General features: G+C 73.6%; 15 protein-coding genes. 3 read left to right on the top strand and 12 right to left on the bottom strand.

The window, feature by feature from the left end; genetic code table 11:
• Positions 1–37 precede the first annotated feature (37 nt).
• The 9 genes from ABUW04_RS06005 to ABUW04_RS05965 all read right to left on the bottom strand — a co-directional run bounded on the left by ABUW04_RS06005 (position 38) and on the right by ABUW04_RS05965 (position 9,669).
• Positions 38–1,804: an LPXTG cell wall anchor domain-containing protein gene (locus ABUW04_RS06005; protein WP_380563473.1), complete on the bottom strand. Its 1,767-nt coding sequence runs from the start codon at positions 1,802–1,804 to the stop codon at positions 38–40.
• Between the two features lie 131 nt (positions 1,805–1,935).
• Positions 1,936–2,820, bottom strand: a complete 885-nt coding sequence (locus tag ABUW04_RS06000) for a hypothetical protein (RefSeq protein WP_380563472.1) — start codon at positions 2,818–2,820, stop codon at positions 1,936–1,938.
• Between the two features lie 199 nt (positions 2,821–3,019).
• On the bottom strand, positions 3,020–3,805 hold the full coding sequence (locus ABUW04_RS05995; RefSeq protein WP_030254086.1) for a type III pantothenate kinase: 786 nt from the start codon (positions 3,803–3,805) through the stop codon (positions 3,020–3,022).
• 40 nt (positions 3,806–3,845) lie between these two features.
• Positions 3,846–4,829: a carboxylating nicotinate-nucleotide diphosphorylase gene (gene nadC / locus ABUW04_RS05990; protein WP_380563471.1), complete on the bottom strand. Its 984-nt coding sequence runs from the start codon at positions 4,827–4,829 to the stop codon at positions 3,846–3,848.
• Positions 4,826–6,520, bottom strand: a complete 1,695-nt coding sequence (locus ABUW04_RS05985) for an L-aspartate oxidase (RefSeq protein WP_051725294.1) — start codon at positions 6,518–6,520, stop codon at positions 4,826–4,828. The genes nadC and ABUW04_RS05985 overlap by 4 nt, the downstream gene beginning before the upstream one ends.
• Entirely contained in the window at positions 6,517–7,008 is a 492-nt protein-coding gene (gene panD, locus ABUW04_RS05980; RefSeq protein WP_084714194.1) for an aspartate 1-decarboxylase, read from the bottom strand. Before panD ends, ABUW04_RS05985 begins: the two co-directional genes overlap by 4 nt.
• 45 nt (positions 7,009–7,053) lie before the next feature.
• Positions 7,054–7,902, bottom strand: a complete 849-nt coding sequence (gene panC, locus ABUW04_RS05975) for a pantoate--beta-alanine ligase (protein ID WP_380563470.1) — start codon at positions 7,900–7,902, stop codon at positions 7,054–7,056.
• Positions 7,899–8,828 (bottom strand): Rossmann-like and DUF2520 domain-containing protein, encoded by a 930-nt coding sequence (locus tag ABUW04_RS05970; protein ID WP_380563469.1) that lies wholly within the window; start codon positions 8,826–8,828, stop codon positions 7,899–7,901. The genes panC and ABUW04_RS05970 overlap by 4 nt, the downstream gene beginning before the upstream one ends.
• A gap of 166 nt (positions 8,829–8,994) precedes the next feature.
• Positions 8,995–9,669 (bottom strand): lysophospholipid acyltransferase family protein, encoded by a 675-nt coding sequence (locus tag ABUW04_RS05965; RefSeq protein WP_030254075.1) that lies wholly within the window; start codon positions 9,667–9,669, stop codon positions 8,995–8,997.
• 126 nt (positions 9,670–9,795) lie between these two features.
• Between ABUW04_RS05965 and ABUW04_RS05960 the strand changes: the two genes are divergently transcribed.
• Positions 9,796–10,917, top strand: a complete 1,122-nt coding sequence (locus ABUW04_RS05960) for a threonine aldolase family protein (RefSeq protein WP_030254073.1) — start codon at positions 9,796–9,798, stop codon at positions 10,915–10,917.
• 123 nt (positions 10,918–11,040) lie between these two features.
• Here the strand turns inward: ABUW04_RS05960 and ABUW04_RS05955 are convergent, their stop codons facing one another.
• Complete coding sequence (locus tag ABUW04_RS05955; protein WP_380563468.1) at positions 11,041–11,739, bottom strand: response regulator; 699 nt, start codon at positions 11,737–11,739, stop codon at positions 11,041–11,043.
• Positions 11,740–11,750: 11 nt separating this feature from the next.
• Positions 11,751–13,061: a sensor histidine kinase gene (locus ABUW04_RS05950; RefSeq protein ID WP_084714245.1), complete on the bottom strand. Its 1,311-nt coding sequence runs from the start codon at positions 13,059–13,061 to the stop codon at positions 11,751–11,753.
• A gap of 170 nt (positions 13,062–13,231) precedes the next feature.
• Here ABUW04_RS05950 and ABUW04_RS05945 point away from each other — a divergent pair, with 170 nt between their 5' ends.
• Together ABUW04_RS05945 and ABUW04_RS05940 are read left to right on the top strand one after the other, a co-directional pair.
• Positions 13,232–14,374 carry an SAM-dependent methyltransferase gene (locus tag ABUW04_RS05945; protein WP_380563467.1) on the top strand — a complete coding sequence of 381 codons (1,143 nt, stop codon included), beginning with the start codon at positions 13,232–13,234 and terminating at the stop codon, positions 14,372–14,374.
• Positions 14,334–15,545: an NADH-quinone oxidoreductase subunit D gene (locus ABUW04_RS05940; protein WP_030254066.1), complete on the top strand. Its 1,212-nt coding sequence runs from the start codon at positions 14,334–14,336 to the stop codon at positions 15,543–15,545. Before ABUW04_RS05945 ends, ABUW04_RS05940 begins: the two co-directional genes overlap by 41 nt.
• 48 nt (positions 15,546–15,593) lie before the next feature.
• Here ABUW04_RS05940 and ABUW04_RS05935 read toward each other — a convergent pair.
• Positions 15,594–15,967: hypothetical protein (locus ABUW04_RS05935; RefSeq protein WP_380563466.1), on the bottom strand; the 374-nt coding region annotated here is incomplete at its 5' end.

Here is a 15,967-nt window from a genome sequence, read left to right as displayed (position 1 = left end):
GGGTGGCGGGACACCGGGACACCACTGGTACGGACGGTCAGCCGTGGCTGCCGGCCCGGCGGCGCCGGGTGAGCAGCATCGCCGCGACGCCCAGGGCGATGGCGCCGACGCCGAAGAACAGCATCGGGGAGGTGTCGTCACCGCCGCCGGTCGCGGCGAGGACACCGCCGGTGACGGCGGTCGCCGGGGCGGACGGGGTGGCCGAGGCGCTCGCCGTCGCGGTCGTCGTCGCGGACGCCGTGGGCGTGGGCGTGGACGTCACGGTCACCGGGGTGGTGCTGCCCTTGACCGTCTCGACGGTGAAGTCGGCGACGTTGTTGTCCATGTCGTCGTCGATGCCGTCACCGGTGAAGGCCATGACCTCGCCCGCCGCCTGGTGCAGCACGGCGGTCGGTTCGACGGTGAAGTCGAGGGTGTAGGAGGCGCCGGGCTGGACCACGGAGCCGACCAGGCAGTCGTACAGGGATCCGGCCGGCTCGGACAGCGAGCCGGCCGCGGCGGTCAGCCTGCTGCTCAGGGCGTTGCCGACCCGGCTCCGGACGGCCCCGGACGGCTCGCTGTCGTCCCTCTCGCACCCCGCGGGGACCTTGGTGACCTTGATGCCCTCGGGCAGGGCGACCAGCAGCGCGACGGTGTCGTCGGCCGAGGGGGCGCCCTCCAGGGGCTGGGTGGGCACAGTGCCCTTGTTGACCACGCCCGCGTAGAGGTGGGCGCTGCTGCCGACCGTGCCGCTGAAGTCCTTGCCGGTGGCGGCGATGTCCAGCGACTGCCCGGTGCTGAGCTCGGCGAAGCCGACGTTGTTGGTGTAGTCGATGTCCGCGATGCGGGACCGGACCCCGGCGCTCGGGACCGGCACCAGGGTCAGCGCGGCACCGGTGCCCGCGTGGCCGCTGCTGACGCCCTTGGTGAGCTCGCCGCCGACGGTGTCGAAGCCGTACTCGGTGTAGCCGCGGGTGGCGGCCGAGGTCGCGTCGACGGTGATCGGCTCGGAGGGCTGCAGCACGTCGCCCGGGTGCACCACCACGTCGTCGAAGTGGCACAGCACCCCGGTGCGCTCGGCGGCGGGTGCCTCGACGTCGCCGACGCCGTACTGGCAGTTGCTGTAGTTGCCGCCGATGCTGAAGCCGGCTCCGCCGCTCATGGAAGCGGCGTCGATCAGCATCACCACGCCCTTGTCGGAGTCCCGGTCACCCAGGTTGCGCAGCTGCGGGGTGTAGCCGGTGCTGCCGCCCGGCTTGACCGTGAGGGCGCCGAGCTGAGTGGTCGCCAGGTCGGGGCCGTCCCCGACGGTGACCTCCGTGGTGAGGCTCTCGGCGCTGTCCGACGGGTCCTCGACCGCGTTGGCGGCGGTGGCCTTGAAGGACAGCTTCGCCTTGGTGCCGACGGTGGCGCCGGGCAGGGTACGGATGCCCAGGTCCAGCGTTCCGACGATGGAGACCGATCCGAGCCGGCAGTCGGCCTTGGTCTGCGCCGCGTCGGTGTAGGAGCACCCCTTGGGCAGCGAGAGCTCGGCGACCCCCTTCAGCCCGGTGGCGTCGACGCTCAGTACGACGTCGTCCACCTGCGTGACGTCGCCCTCGTTCGCCACGATCGGGGTGAGCGTGGTGAAGGCCGTCGGGCCGCCGCTCGCGGGCTGCGGCACCAGCGTCACCGCCGGCGGGGCCAGCACCGAGATCAGCGCACCGCCGGCGCTGCCGGTGCCGGCGTCCGCCTGGGCGGGAAGAGCGAGGCCGACGGATATGGCCGAGGCCGCGACGACCGCGGCACCGATCCGGGCGAACCGGCGCAAAAGCGGGTCTGACATGGAGTTTTCCCCCGAGGGTGCGGTGCTGACGTACAGTGCCGCAGATCAAATCACCCCGGGGGACCGCCCTACGGCCCCGGAGGCCGCCATGCGGCAACCGGGACCCATCTGTCATCCATCTGTGACCATGCTCAGCCGGTGCCGGTGGCCAGTTCCGATCCGCCCGGCAGCGGGGCCTGCGGCTTGCGGACCCCGCGCGGGAAGAGGTCGGCCGGGGTCGGCACCGGGCGGACGGCGCGGGTCCGCTGCTCCTCCTCCGGCTCCACGGCGGCCTCGTCGGCGCCGGTCCGGCCGGCCTTGCTGCTGGGGGTGGGGGTGGGGGTGGGGGTGGGGGTGTCGGACGAAGCCATGGGAATGGGACCTCCACGTCGGTTCGGCAGGGAGAGGGGGGCTCCCCCCGGGCTGTTGCGGATTTCCGGGGTGCGACCCCCCGTACCCCCGCGCGGACGCGGTGTGCGCGCCGGGCGGGCGAACTCGGTCACCGTACCGCCGCCGAGTTGGGGCGGCCTCGTCGCGGACTCCAGTCGGCGGCGTACCGCGGCCTCGGCGAGTTCGCCGCAGTGCGCGCGGAGCGCGAGCCTGCGGGCGCGCTCGGCCGGAGCGCAGGGCTGGGCGGTCAGCGTGCGCAGCGCGGCTAGGTCGTCGGCCTCGGGGAGGTAGCCGTCGCCGACAGCCTCGTCCAGCCGCTCCAGGTACCCGGTCGCGCTGCCGGGGAGGGCCTGGCGGTAGCGGGCGAGGTCGGCGAGGGCGAAGGCACGCATCCGGCCCGCCTCGTGGACGGCCTCGTCGATGGACTCGGCGAGGCGCAGGACGTCCTGGACGTCCGAGGCCCAGCCGAGCGGGCGCGGGGCGCGGGCCGGGACCAGGGCGGGCGAGGTGGAGTGAGCGGGTGTCAGGGCCGGGGAGGGCGGGTTCAGACTCGGTGGGTTCAAGACCTGAGCGAGGGCGCGCCGCAGCACCCGCAGCTCGTCCGCACTGAAGGCCATACCGCCGCGAGACCCGTGAGGCGTAGGCATGAGTTGACCCTATGCCCGTTGTGACCTATTTGTGATTATCGACGCGCTGAGTTCTGACGGGTTTTCAGGTGCGGACCGTAGTGGGTTTGTCGCGCAGTTCCCCGCGCCCCCAGGGGTCTGCAACTGGCTCAGTTGCAACGCCTAAGGGGCGCGGGGAACTGCGCGAACAGCAACCAGGCACACGCCGCACCCGAAGGCACTACCCCGCGGTGTTCCGCTCATAGACCAAGCGCAGCCCGATCAGCGTCAGCCAAGGCTCGTGCACATCGATGGAGCTCGCCTCCCCCAGCACCAGCGGCGCCAGCCCCCCCGTGGCGATCACCTGCACATCGTCCGGGTCGGTGGCCAACTCCGCGGCCATCCGGTTCACCACGCCGTCCACCTGCCCGGCGAAGCCGTAGAGGATGCCGGACTGCATGCACTCCACGGTGTTCTTGCCGATGACGTTGCGCGGACGGATGATCTCGATCTTCGGCAGCTTCGCGCCCCGCAGCCCCAGTGCCTCCACCGAGATCTCGATGCCGGGAGCGATCGCCCCGCCCACGTAGTCCCCGCGCTCGTTGACCGCGTCGAAGGTGGTCGCCGTGCCGAAGTCGACCACGATGCAGGGGCCGCCGTAGAGGTGCTTGGCCGCGAGGGTGTTCACGATCCGGTCCGCGCCCACCTCCTTGGGGTTGTCGGTGAGGACGTGCACCCCGGTCTTGACGCCCGGCTCCACCAGCACCGCTGGCACGTCCCCGTAGTAACGGCGGGTCACCTCGCGCAGTTCGTGCAGCACCGACGGCACGGTGGAGCAGATCGCCAGTCCGTCGACGGTGTCCTCACCCAGCGCGGGGTGCGAACCCATCAGCCCCTGCATCAGCACGGCCGTCTCGTCGGCGGTCCGGCGGGGGTCGGTGGACACCCGCCAGTGCTCCACGATCTCCTCGCCGTCGAACAGGCCGAGGACGGTGTGGGTGTTGCCGACGTCGATCGTGAGCAGCATGCTGGCGCCGTTCCTAAGTCAATAAGGGGTAGTCGGGGGACTATCCGCGCAGGTCCAGGCCGATGTCAAGGATGGGCGAGGAGTGCGTCAGGGCACCCACCGCCAGGTAGTCCACGCCGGTCTCGCCGACCGCGCGGGCCTCGGCGAGGGTCAGCCCGCCGGAGGACTCCAGCTTGGCCCGGCCGGCCACCAGCGCGACGGCCTCGCGCAGCTCGGGGATGCTGAAGTTGTCGAGCAGGATCAGGTCCGCCCCGGCGTCCAGCACCGGCTGGATCTGGTCCAGGCGGTCCACCTCCACCTCGACGGCCAGGTCCGGGTAGGCGTCGCGGACGGCCTTGAACGCCTCGGCGACGCCGCCGGCGGCGACCACGTGGTTGTCCTTGACCAGGGCGGCGTCCGACAGCGCCATCCGGTGGTTGCTGCCGCCGCCGGCCCGCACCGCGTACTTCTGCAGCGCGCGCAGCCCCGGGGTGGTCTTGCGGGTGTCGCGGACCACCGCGCCGGTGCCCTCCAGGGCGTCGACCCAGGCCCGGGTGGCGGTGGCGATGCCGGAGAGGTGGCACAGCAGGTTGAGCGCGCTGCGCTCGGCGGTGAGCAGGTCGCGGGTGCGGGTGGTCACGCTGAGCAGCACCTGCCCGGCCTCGACCCGGTCGCCGTCCTCGGCGTGCCGCTCGACGCTGAACTCCTCCTCGGCGACCAGCGAGAGCACCGCCTCAGCGACCCGCAGCCCGGCGACCACGCCGGCCTCGCGGGCGGTGAAGTCGGCGGTGGCGACGGCCTCCTCGGGAACGGTGGCGACCGAGGTCACGTCCTCGCCGCCGGCCAGGTCCTCGGCCAGCGCGAGGGTGGCGATGTCCTCGACCTCGACCGGGTCCAGTCCGGCCTCCTCCAGCAGGGCGGCCAGGGCCGGGTCCAGGCCGGTGACGTACTCCTCGCCGCAGGCGCAGCCGTCGCCGCAGCCGCCGCCGTCTCCGTCGACGAGCTGGAGTTCCGGGTGGTCGTGCTCGTGGTCGTGCGCGGTCACTGCTGCTCCTTGGTGGTGGTCAGAACGCCGTCCTGCTGACGGGAGATGAGATGACGCTGCCAGGCCGCGTCGTCGCGGTCCGGGAAGTCCTCGCGCCAGTGGCAGCCGCGGGTTTCCTCGCGCAGCCGGGCGGCGGCGGTGAGCGCGGTGGCGACCAGGTGCAGGTTGGTCGCCTCCCAGGTCTCGACCTGCGGGGCCTCGCCCTTGCCGGTGACGGCGCTGCTGTGCGGGTCGGCGGTGAGCGCCGCCAGGCCCTCGGCGGCCTCGGCCATGCCGGCGGCGTTGCGCAGCACGCCCACGCCCCTGGTCATCAGCCGCTGGATGTCGGCCCGCGCCTCGGAGGCCAGCAGCGGGACGCGCTCGACCTCGCGGGTGGTGTCCTCGTGACGGGGGGTCAGCTTGCCGGCCGTGTCCCGCTCCAGGATGTCGGCGGCGATGCGCTCGGCGAAGACCAGCCCCTCCAGCAGCGAGTTGGACGCCAGCCGGTTGGCGCCGTGCACCCCGGTGCAGGCGACCTCGCCGCAGGCGTAGAGGCCGGAGACGGTGGTGTGGCCGCGCAGGTCGGTGCGGACCCCGCCGGAGGCGTGGTGGGCGGCGGGGGCGACCGGGATCAGCTCGGTCACCGGGTCGATGCCGTGCGAGCGGCAGGAGGCCAGGATGGTGGGGAAGCGCTCCTCCCACATCCGCTCGCCGAAGTGCCGTCCGTCCAGGTACATGTGCTCGGCGCCGGTCTCGAGCATCCGGCGCATGATGCCCTTGGCGACGATGTCGCGCGGCGCCAGCTCGGCCAGCTCGTGCTGGCCCACCATGAACCGCACCTCGTCGGCGTCGACCAGGTGAGCGCCCTCGCCGCGGACCGCCTCGGAGATCAGCGGCTGCTGGCCCTCGGCGTCCGGGCCCAGCCACAGCACGGTCGGGTGGAACTGGACGAACTCCAGGTCGGTGACCTCGGCCCCGGCCCGCAGCGCCAGCGCGACGCCGTCGCCGGTGGAGACGGCCGGGTTGGTGGTGGCCGAGTAGACCTGGCCCATGCCGCCGGTGGCCAGCACCACCGCACGGGCGTGCAGCGCGCCGACGCCGTCCCGCTGGCCCTCGCCCATCACGTGCAGGGTCAGTCCGGCGGTGCGGCCCTCGGCGTCGGTGAGCAGGTCCAGCACCAGGGCGTGCTCGATGACCTCGATCTGCGGATCGGCCTGGACGGCCTCGACCAGGGCGCGGGAGATCTCGGCGCCGGTGGCGTCGCCGCCGGCGTGGGCGATCCGGCGGCGGTGGTGGCCGCCCTCGCGGGTGAGCAGGATCTTCCCGTCGGCGCCCTTGTCGAAGGCCGCGCCGGTGGCGATCAGCCGCCGCACGGCGGCCGGGCCCTCGGTGACCAGGACCCGCACCGCCTCCTCGTCGCAGAGGCCGGCCCCGGCGACCAGGGTGTCGGCCAGGTGCTGCTCGGGGGTGTCGCCCTCGCCGAGCGCGGCGGCGATGCCGCCCTGGGCCCAGCGGGTGGAGCCGTCGTCCAGTACCGCCTTGGTGACCACCATGACCTTCAGCCCCGCGGCGCGCAGCCGCAGGGCCGTCGTCAGCCCGGCGACGCCGGACCCGACCACCACCACGTCGGTGGCGGTGGTCCAGCCGGGCGCCGGGGCGGCCAGTCGCGTCCTGACGTCCTCGGGTACGGGCGTCTTGAGAACAGGGGTCATGCTTCGCTCCGCGCGGGCACAGGGGTGCTGTGGGCAGCACCGTCGACGTCACGGTACGCCTGTCCGGGAATCGCACGGGAATCCGTATGCCCGGAGGTGAGCCCGCTGCCGGCCGGGGCGTGCGCGGCGTCCGAGCCCAGGTGGGTGACCCGGTTGTCACCGTCCACGAAGACCACCCGGGGCTGGTGACTGCGCGCCTCGGCGTCCTCCAGCTGGGCGTAGGCGATCAGGATCACCAGGTCGCCCGGGTGGACCAGCCGGGCGGCGGCGCCGTTGATGCCGATGATGCCGGTGCCGCGCTCCCCCGCGATGGTGTAGGTCTCCAGCCGGTTGCCGTTGTCGATGTCGACGATGTGGACCAGCTCGCCGGGGAGCAGGTCGGCGGCGTCCAGCAGGTCCTGATCCACCGTCACCGAGCCCACGTAGTGCAGGTCGGCCTGGGTGACGGTGGCTCGGTGGATCTTGGACTTCAGCATGGTGCGGTACATGGTCACGTCTCCTGGTGGTGAGTACATGCCGGGGCGGTGCGGGGACTACGGCTGGAAGAAGATGCGTACGTTGTCGATCAGACGGGTGCTGCCGACCTTCGCGGCGACGGCGAGCAGTGCCTCGCCCCGGTGGTCCTCCCGGTCGACCTCGGTGAAGTCGGACGGGTCGATCAGCGCGAGGTAGTCGACGGACAGGTCCGGGTGGTCCGCGAGCACCGCCCGCGCCGCGGCCATGACCGCGGCCGGACCGCTCTTGCGGGCCGCGTGCCCGGCGAAGAGCATCTGCGACAGCGCCAGCGCCCGGGTCCGGTCCTCAGCCGAGAGGAAGCGGTTGCGGCTGGACAGCGCCAGTCCGTCGGGCTCCCGGACGGTGGGGACGCCGACCACCTCGACCGGGAAGTTGAGGTCCTTGACCATCCGCCGCACCAGGGCGAGCTGCTGCCCGTCCTTCTCGCCGAAGAAGGTCACGTCGGGGGCGGTGAGATGGAGCATCTTGGCCACTACGGTGAGCATGCCGTCGAAGTGGCCGGGACGCGAGGCCCCCTCGTACCCCTCCCCCATCGGCCCGGCCGCCAGCCGCAGCTGCGGCGCGCCGCCGGGGTAGACCTCGTCCACCGACGGCGCGAACACCACGCCGGCACCAGCCTCCGAGGCGAGCTCGACGTCGGCGTCCAGGGTGCGCGGATAGCGGTCCAGGTCCTCGCCGGGGCCGAACTGCAGCGGGTTGACGAACACCGTCACGATCACCGCGCCGCCCGGTCCGACCCGCTTGCGCGCCGCCCTGATCAGCGCCGCGTGGCCCTCGTGCAGGGCGCCCATGGTCATCACCACGGCCCGCTGCGCGCCCGGGGCGGCCTCGCGCAGTTCCTTGGCCGTCCGCACCAGCTCGGTCACTTGTCCTCCTCCGCCAGGACGTCCAGCAGCGCCTCGGCCGCCTCCGCCTTCAGCATTCCGTTGGCCAGCGCGCGGTCGGCGGTGGCCCGGGCCATCGCCCGGTAGCTCTCCAGCACCTGGGGCGAGGTCGCCCGCAACTGCTGCACGTGCTTGCGCACCGTCCCGGCGTCGCCGCGGGCGACCGGACCGGTCAGCGCGGCGTCGCCGCTGCGCAGCGCGTTGTCGAGGGCGGCGCCGAGGAGCGGGCCGAGCATCCGCCCGGGCTCGGCGACGCCGGCGTCGCCGAGGATCTCCATGGCCTGGGCCACCAGGGTGACCAGGTGGTTGGAGCCGTGCGCGAGGGCGGTGTGGTAGAGCGGGCGGACCGCCTCGGGCACCCATTCCGGCTCGCCGCCCATCTCCACGACCAGCGCCTCGGCGACCGGGCGAAGCTCCTCGGGGGAGGTCACCCCGAAGGGGCAGCCGGACAGCCGGGCCACGTCGACGGCGGTGCCGGTGAAGGTCATCGCCGGGTGCAGAGCCAGCGGGAGTGCGCCGGCGCGGGCCGCTGGGTCCAGCACGGCGACGCCGTGCGCGCCGGAGGTGTGCACCAGTATCTGCCCCGGCCGCACCGCGCCCGTCGCCGCGAGCCCCGCCACCAGTTCGGCGAGGACGTCGTCGGGGACGGTCAGCAGCACCAGGTCGGAGGCGGCCATCACCTGCGGGGGCGTGACCAGGCGGACGCCCGGCAGCAGGGTCTCGGCGCGACGGCGCGACTCCCGGGAGACGCCGGAGGCGGCGACCACGCGGTGCCCCGCGAGCTGCAGCGCGGCGGCGAGGGCGGGGCCGACCCTGCCCGTACCGACGACGCCCACGGCGAGGCGGGCCGGGCGGTTCGCGGGGTCGGTGGGGTCGCCGAAGGGGTCCACGGGCAGATCCGTGCTCATGCTCTGCGTACCTTCTTCCGTTCCAGTCCTCTAGGGGTACCGGACGTACCGCACCATCGTACGGCGGGCTCACGGGTGCACCTCGGGGGGTGGTTGCCCGCGCCCCTTCAGGGGCGCGGGGAACTGCGCGAACAGCAACCATGCGCAACCCGCACCGCCGCGCGACCTACGCCGCGTCCTCCGACGGGCGCTCGTTGTACGCCGCCACCCGCGTCTGCCCGGACAGCTTGTGGATGGCGTCCATGATCTCGTCGGTGACCCCGCGCCGCACCGGCCCCACCGGCTTCAGGTCGCGGCGGTCGCTGAAGTCCATGGGCTCTCCGAAGCGGACGGTCACCCGTCGGACGCGGGGCAGCCGCTTGCCGACCGGCTGGATGTCCTGGGTGCCCGCCAGGGCCACCGGGACCACCGGCGCGCCGGAGGTGAGCGCGAGCCAGGCCACCCCGGTGCGCCCGCGGTACAGCCGGCCGTCCAGCGAGCGGGTGCCCTCCGGGTAGATGCCGAAGGCCATGCCCTCGTTGAGGACGGCCAGCGAGGCGTCCAGCGAGGCCTGGGCCGCGCGGTGGGTACCGCGCTCGACCGGGACGGCGCTGATCGCGATGAAGAAGGAGCGCATGATCCGCCCCTTGATCCCGGTCCCGGTCCAGTACTCCTTCTTGGCCAGGAAGGCCACCGGGCGGGGTGCCACCAGCGGGATGACCATGCTGTCGATGAAGGACAGGTGGTTGCTGGCGAGGATCACCGGACCGCGCCGGGGTACGTTCTCGCGCCCCTCGATCACCGGCCGGTAGATCACCCGGGTCAACGGGATGAGGATCAACCTGAGGACTAGAGCGAACACGGAATCCTCCGGGGACCATCGGGTGAGGGGTGGCTGCCGCCGGATCGTATGACATCCAGCGCCTCCGGGTCAGCCCCGTCCCGGTCGGCGAGAGCCCGGCCCAGCGGCATGGGAGATGATCGGTCCATGGCTGAAGAGATGGAAATAGACCCGCAGCAGCGCCGCTACGAGGCGCTGCGTGGCTCCGGAAGGCTACTCTCCGGTACCCGCCCGAGGAGCCTGCGGGAGAGCATCGACTCCCTTGCCGGCGGCTCGCACGAGCTGGGCGGCCGTACCGACGTGTACGGGGACGGCGTGGTCGAGGTTCTGGAGGAGCGGGTCGCCGGGCTGCTCGGCACCGAGGCCGCCGCGTTCTTCCCGACCGGGACGATGGCGCAGCAGGTCGCGCTGCGCTGCTGGGCCGGGCGGACCGGTGACCGCACGGTGGCGATGCACCCGCTGGCCCACCCCGAGGTCCATGAGCGCTTTGCGTATGCGCAGCTCAGCGGCTTGCGCAGCGTCTGGCCGACGACCGAGCGGCGGATGCCCGACGCGGAGGAGGTGGCCGACTTCGCCGAGCCCTTCGGCACGCTGATGCTGGAGCTGCCGCTGCGCGACGCCGGCTTCCTGCTGCCGACCTGGACCGAGCTGGAGGCGACCGTCGAGGCGGCCAGGGCCAGGGACGCGGTGGTGCACCTGGACGGGGCCCGGATCTGGGAGACCACGCCGCACTTCGACCGTTCGCTGCCGGAGATCGCCGGTCTCGCCGACTCCGTCTACGTGTCGTTCTACAAGACCCTCGGCGGGATCAGCGGGGCTGCTCTGGCCGGCCCTGCGGAGTTCGTCGCCGAGGCACGGACCTGGCGGCACCGCTATGGCGGCCAGCTCTACCAGCAGTGGCCTGCGGCGCTGAGCGCGCTGGCCGGGATCGAGCGGGAGCTGCCGCGGCTGGGCGAGTACGTCGCGCACGCCAAGGTGGTGGCCGCGGCGCTGGCGGAGGCGGTGGCCGAGGTGCCCGGCGCCCGGGTGTTCCCGGAGCCGCCGCACACCCACCAGTTCCAGCTGTGGCTGCCGTACCCGGCTGAGACCCTGGTCGAGGCGGGGCTGCGGATGGCCGAGGAGACCGGGCAGGCGCTGTTCGGCGGCTGGCGCGAGCCCGGGCTGCCGGGGATCTCGTACACCGAGGTCACCGTGCAGGCCCCGGCGCTGGAGTGGTCCCCACAGGAGGTCCGCTCGGGGGTGGCGGCGTTGCTGGAGCGGTTGAAGTAGGCCTTCGGGTGCGGGCCGTAGGGGGTTTGTCGCGCAGTTCCCCGCGCCCCTGGGGGTCTGCAACTGGGCCTGTTGCACTTGCCAGGGGCGCGGGGAACTGCGCGACAAACCACCCCGAAAGGGTCAGTGCTGCGCCCGGACCAGCCCCGTCTCGTAGGCCAGGACCACGGCCTGCACCCGGTCGCGCAGCTGCAGCTTGGTGAGGATCCGGCCGACGTGGGTCTTCACGGTCGCCTCGGAGAGTGAGAGCCGGGCCGCGATCTCGCCGTTGGAGAGCCCCTGGGCGATCAGCAGCAGCACCTCGCGCTCGCGTTCGGTGAGCCGGGCCAGCTCCGGCGTCTCGGCCGGCGGCAGCGAGCTGGGCAGCACCGTGGCGAAGCGGTCGATCATGCGGCGGGTGGTGGTCGGGGCCACCACCGCATCGCCGCCGCGGACCGCCCGGATCGCGGCGACCAGCTCCGTCGGCGGCACGTCCTTGAGCAGGAAGCCGCTGGCCCCGGCCTTGAGCGCGGCGAAGGCGTACTCGTCCAGGTCGAAGGTGGTGAGGATGAGCACCCGCGGCCCGGTGTCGCTGCCCGGGTCGCTCACCGCCGCGGCGTCCTGCAGGGCGCAGATGCGGCGGGTGGCCTCGACGCCGTCCATCCGCGGCATCCGGACATCCATCAGGATCACGTCGACCGGGGTCGTCGCGAGCACCTCCAGGGCCTGGACGCCGTCACCGGCCTCGGCGACGATCTCGATGTCCTGCTGCGACTGGAGCACCATCCGGAATCCGGTGCGCAGCAGTTCCTGGTCGTCGACGAGCATCACGCGGATCGGCATCGGGGGTCCTTCTACTTGCTGAGGTGGACGGCGGGGTCGGCCACCGGGCCGGGCGGTGCGGGCGGAGGCGGTGACGCGGGGGCCGGGGCGGGCGCAGCCGCAGCCGCCCCGCCCCGTGCGGGCTTCAGCGGCAGCACCGCGTTGATCCGGAAGCCGCCGCCGGGGCGGGGCCCGGCGTCCAGCGTGCCGCCCACCATGCCGACCCGCTCGCGCATCCCGATCAGTCCGTGCCCGAAGCCGTCCTCGCCGCCGTCGCGGGCCAGCTCGGCGGTGGCGCCGCGGCCGTTGTCCTCGATCAGCATGTCCAGGCCGCGGTCGTCGAAGCGGATCCGCACCGAGGCGCTGGCCGTCGGCCCGCCGTGCTTGCGGGCGTTGGTGAGCGCCTCCTGGACGATCCGATAGGCCGTCAGCTCGACGCCGCGCGGCAGCTCCCTGGGCTCGCCCTCCACCGCGAAGGCGACCGGGAGCCCGGCGTTGCGGACCTGTTCCAGCAGTTCGGGGAGCTGTTCCACGCCCGGCTGCGGAACGTACTCGCCGGCGCTGTCGGCCGAGCGCAGCAGCCCCAGCAGCCGGCGCATCTCCTCCAGCGCCTGGCGGCCGGTGCCGGCGATGGTGGCCAGCGCCTGCTTGGCCTGTTCGGGCGAGGAGTCCATCACATAGGAGGCCCCGTCGGCCTGAACGATCATCACCGAGACGTTGTGGGCCACCACGTCGTGCAGCTCCCGGGCGATCCGGGCCCGCTCGGCGGCCACGGCGATCTTCGACTGGGCGTCACGCTCGCGCTCCAGCCGGGCGGCGCGGTCCTCCAGCTCGACGTAGTAGGCGCGGCGGATCCGGGTGAACCGGCCGAGCACCCAGCACAGCAGGAACGGGGTCGAGGCCAGCAGGCTGACCAGGACGTTCTCGGCGACCGAGGGGTGCGGGTTGTTGCCGTCGGGGCCGAACCGGAAGTACGTCAGCGGCCCGGCCAGGGCGCTCATCAGCAGGGCGGCCCTGGAGGTCCAGATGTGGGCGAAGGCCGCCGCGGTGTAGGCGAGGATCAGCAGCGCGATGTCGGCGCTGCTGGGGTCCCGGCGGAGCGCCACCTGCCCCAGGCCCACCGCGATGCCCACCCAGACGGTGACATCGGGCCAGCGCCGGCGCAGCACCATCAGCGTGCACAGCGTCACCGAGACGAAGACCAGGGCGGCCAGCGCGGCCTGGCTCCTGCCGTCCTTCCAGTCGGACGCCAGCTCCACCAGGCACAGCAGGAACAGCAGCGACGCCCAGATGGCGTCGGACACCGTGGGGTGCCTGCGGAACCAGCTGTAGAGGAGTTGCACACTCACCAGCCTATGCAGGTGGAACAGCGGTCGGGTCCCCCGCCGGGCGGAGTCGGCCGTCCTCCGCAGGTCGGAGAGAGGAGCGGCGCGTACGGCGACCGGACTCCTCCCGTCCGCCCGGCCCCGCGCCGCGCGAACCGCCCCGGGGCCGCGCGAACTAGGGTGCAGCAATGGACAGCGGGAGGCGGACCGCGCAGGCGGCGCAGTGGACCGGGTGGCGTGCGGCGACCGAGCGGGCGCTGTACGGGCCGGACGGCTTCTTCACCCGGACGGGGGCCGGTCCGGCCGGGCACTTCCGTACCTCGGTGCACGCCTCGGCCGGCGGCGCCGGGCTGTTCGCCGGGGCGGTGCTGGAACTGGTGGCCGAGGTGGACCAGGCATTGGGCCGTCCGGCGGAACTGGTGGTGACCGACGTCGGCGCGGGGCGCGCGGAGTTGCTGTGTGCCCTGGGGGTGCGCGCCCGCGTGGAGCGGCCCGGACTGGCGGACCGGCTGGTGCTGCGCGCCGTCGAACGGGCTCCGCGACCGGACGGCCTGCCCGGGTGGATCGGCTGGAGCGACCGGATCGAGCCGGCCGCGGACGGAGTGCTGTTCGCCAACGAGTGGCTGGACAACGTGCCGGTGGACATCGCCGAGGTCGACGCCGAGGGCGTGGCGCGGCTGGTCGAGGTGGAGCGCGGCAGCGGCGAGGAGCGGCCGGGACCGGCGGTCGCCGGCGAGCAGGCCGCCTGGCTGGCCCGCTGGTGGCCGCTGGACGGCGCGGAGCCCGGCGAGCGCGCCGAGATCGGGCTGGAGCGCGACCGGGCCTGGGCGGCGGCCGTCGGCTCGCTGCGGCGGGGGCTCGCGGTCGCGGTCGACTACGCCCATGACGCCGCCGGCCGGCCGCCCTTCGGCAGCCTCGCCGCCTTCCGCGAGGGCCGCGAGGTGCGTCCGGTACCGGACGGCGGCTGCGATCTGACCTCCCACGTGGCCCTGGACTCCTGCCTGGCCGCCGCCCGGCAGGCCGCCGCGGGCCGCCCCGTCCACAGCCTGTGGACGACCCAGCGCCGCGCCCTGGCCGCACTCGGCGTGGACGGCGCCCGCCCCCCGCTCGCGCTGGCGTCGAGCGACCCCGCCGGCTACCTGCGCGCCCTGGCCGCGGCGGGCGAGGCCGCCGAGCTCACCGCGCCGGGCGGGCTGGGCTCCTTCGTCTGGGGCCTGCAGTCGGTGGGCATGCCGCTGCCCGGACGCTGGCCGGCTCTGGCGGCGGCCGGTGGTGGCACACTCTTGCTCCATGAGGACCAGCACGCCGAGGACCAGCACGCCGACGAGTAGCACGCCGGGCAGCGGCACCCGCGAGACCACGGTCGGGATCGGCGCCGGGGCCGCCACCGAGCTGGGCACCAGCGACATGGTGCTCAACATCGGCCCGCAGCACCCGTCCACCCACGGCGTGCTGCGGATCAAGCTGCGCCTGGACGGTGAGCTGATCACCGCCGCCGAGCCGGTGGTCGGCTACATGCACCGCGGCGCCGAGAAGCTGTTCGAGGCCAGGGACTACCGGCAGATCGTCATGCTGGCCAACCGCCACGACTGGCTCTCGGCCTTCGCCAACGAACTGGGCGTGGTCCTCGGTGTGGAGCGGATGCTCGGCATGGAGGTGCCGGTGCGGGCCACCTGGACCCGCACCCTGCTCGCCGAGCTGAACCGGGTGCTCAACCACCTGATGTTCCTCGGCTCGTACCCGCTGGAGCTGGGCGGGATCACCCCGGTCTTCCACGCCTTCCACGAGCGCGAGCAGCTCCAGGCGGTGATGGAGGAGGCCTCCGGCGGCCGGATGCACTACATGTTCAACCGGGTCGGCGGCCTCAAGGAGGACCTGCCGGCCGGATGGTACGGACGGGTGCGCGCCGCGGTCGCCTCGGTCCGCAGCCGGATGGGCGTCTTCGACGACCTGGTCCTCGGCAACGACATCTTCCGGGCCCGCACCAGGGGCGTCGGCGTGCTGGCGCCGGAGCTGGTGCACGCCTACGGGGTGAGCGGGCCCATCGCCAGGGCCTCCGGGGTGGACTTCGACCTGCGCCGGGACCAGCCCTACCTGGCCTACCCGGAGCTGGGCGGGGTGCTGCGGGTGGTGACCCGTCAGGAGGGCGACTGCCTGGCCCGGTTCGAGTGCCTGCTGGAGCAGGTGCACAACTCGCTGGACCTGGCCGACGCCTGCCTGGACACCCTGGCCGGGCTGGCACCGGGGCCGATCAACACCCGGCTGCCGAAGGTGCTGAAGGCGCCCGAGGGCCACACCTACACCTGGACCGAGAACCCGCTCGGGGTGAACGGCTACTACCTGGTCTCCCGGGGCGACAAGACGCCGTGGCGGCTGAAGCTGCGCTCGGCCTCCTTCAACAACATCCAGGTCCTCGGCGAGCTGCTGCCCGGGACCCTGGTCGCCGACATGGTGGCGATCCTGGGCTCACTGTTCTTCGTGGTCGGCGACATCGACAAGTAGCTCGGCAAGTAGGCGGTCGACCAGTGGGGTACGGCAGCTGACGACGGCTCAGCACTGCTCCAGCGGGACCGGGCGCCAGCGCAGCGCCTCGTCCTCCTGCCAGCAGTGCACCTCGTCCTCGACCACCGCCGCCAGGCTCAGCCGCCAGTCCGCGCCCTGCAGCAGCGCCACCCGGGTGGCCGGTCGCAGCGTCGGCCGCCACCAGGCGTCGCCGGAACTGAGCGAGCGCAGCCGGACCCCGCCGCCGCCGACCACCGCGCAGGTGGGGCCGGACCGGTGGCCGACCAGGGCGAAGCCCTCGGCCCGGTCGGCGCCGCCCGGCCGGACCAGGTCCGCCGCGCGCCGCCAGCCGCTCGCGCCCAGGCTCCACAGCGCCACGCCGCCGTCCGCCAGCACCGCGCCGGCCCGCAGGCCGCCCGGTC

The organism is Streptacidiphilus jeojiensis (assembly GCF_042510965.1).
Classification (GTDB): domain Bacteria; phylum Actinomycetota; class Actinomycetes; order Streptomycetales; family Streptomycetaceae; genus Streptacidiphilus; species Streptacidiphilus jeojiensis.
Note: the sequence above shows the minus strand (reverse complement) of the source record. Positions and strands in the feature narration are given on the sequence as shown.

Bases quoted from the DNA above. Each gene is read 5' to 3' on its own strand.
- ABUW04_RS06005 (WP_380563473.1), bottom strand. From the start codon at position 1,804: ATGTCAGACCCGCTTTTGCGCCGGTTCGCCCGGATCGGTGCCGCGGTC.
- ABUW04_RS05940 (WP_030254066.1), top strand. From the start codon at position 14,334: ATGAGGACCAGCACGCCGAGGACCAGCACGCCGACGAGTAGCACGCCG.
- ABUW04_RS05970 (WP_380563469.1), bottom strand. From the start codon at position 8,828: ATGAGCACGGATCTGCCCGTGGACCCCTTCGGCGACCCCACCGACCCC.
- ABUW04_RS05955 (WP_380563468.1), bottom strand. From the start codon at position 11,739: ATGCCGATCCGCGTGATGCTCGTCGACGACCAGGAACTGCTGCGCACC.
- ABUW04_RS06000 (WP_380563472.1), bottom strand. From the start codon at position 2,820: ATGCCTACGCCTCACGGGTCTCGCGGCGGTATGGCCTTCAGTGCGGAC.
- ABUW04_RS05960 (WP_030254073.1), top strand. From the start codon at position 9,796: ATGGCTGAAGAGATGGAAATAGACCCGCAGCAGCGCCGCTACGAGGCG.
- ABUW04_RS05945 (WP_380563467.1), top strand. From the start codon at position 13,232: ATGGACAGCGGGAGGCGGACCGCGCAGGCGGCGCAGTGGACCGGGTGG.
- ABUW04_RS05995 (WP_030254086.1), bottom strand. From the start codon at position 3,805: ATGCTGCTCACGATCGACGTCGGCAACACCCACACCGTCCTCGGCCTG.
- panD (WP_084714194.1), bottom strand. From the start codon at position 7,008: ATGTACCGCACCATGCTGAAGTCCAAGATCCACCGAGCCACCGTCACC.
- ABUW04_RS05985 (WP_051725294.1), bottom strand. From the start codon at position 6,520: ATGACCCCTGTTCTCAAGACGCCCGTACCCGAGGACGTCAGGACGCGA.